Genomic DNA, 374 nt, shown 5'->3' on the forward strand with positions numbered 1-374 from the left:
TATAACTAATGGTAATATGTTCAAGAAAATAAGATCTTGACAGTTGATTCATTCAGAAAGCCATTAAGTGGCAGTTATCTTGATCACGTTACAATACGCGTATGTTCATCAAGTCGAGACAAAAACACGAGTGTGGGTAGCGCGAGCACTGATCCGATATCTACTGATATCTATTTGATTGTGAGCAAAAACATTACTCGCTAAGCAGCACGTTCAGTTCCCATTTAAGGGATCGATCATATTAACTCTGTACCTGTTGATATAGATGAACTTATATTAGCAAGCGGACTTTCTGCCAACATAGCTCTAATGGCTCTTTTAGAACTAGAGTTGGAAAACAAAATAGAGCGTTCTCCGGGGAATAAAATATCATT

1 pseudogene is annotated in these 374 nt (G+C 37.4%); it reads left to right on the forward strand.

What is annotated here, in order from left to right:
• Positions 1-231 precede the first annotated feature (231 nt).
• A pseudogene (locus ACJ5GX_RS07050) lies at positions 232-374 on the forward strand (DprA-like winged helix domain-containing protein); the annotation flags it as partial.

The organism is Wolbachia endosymbiont of Tuta absoluta, assembly GCF_059414725.1.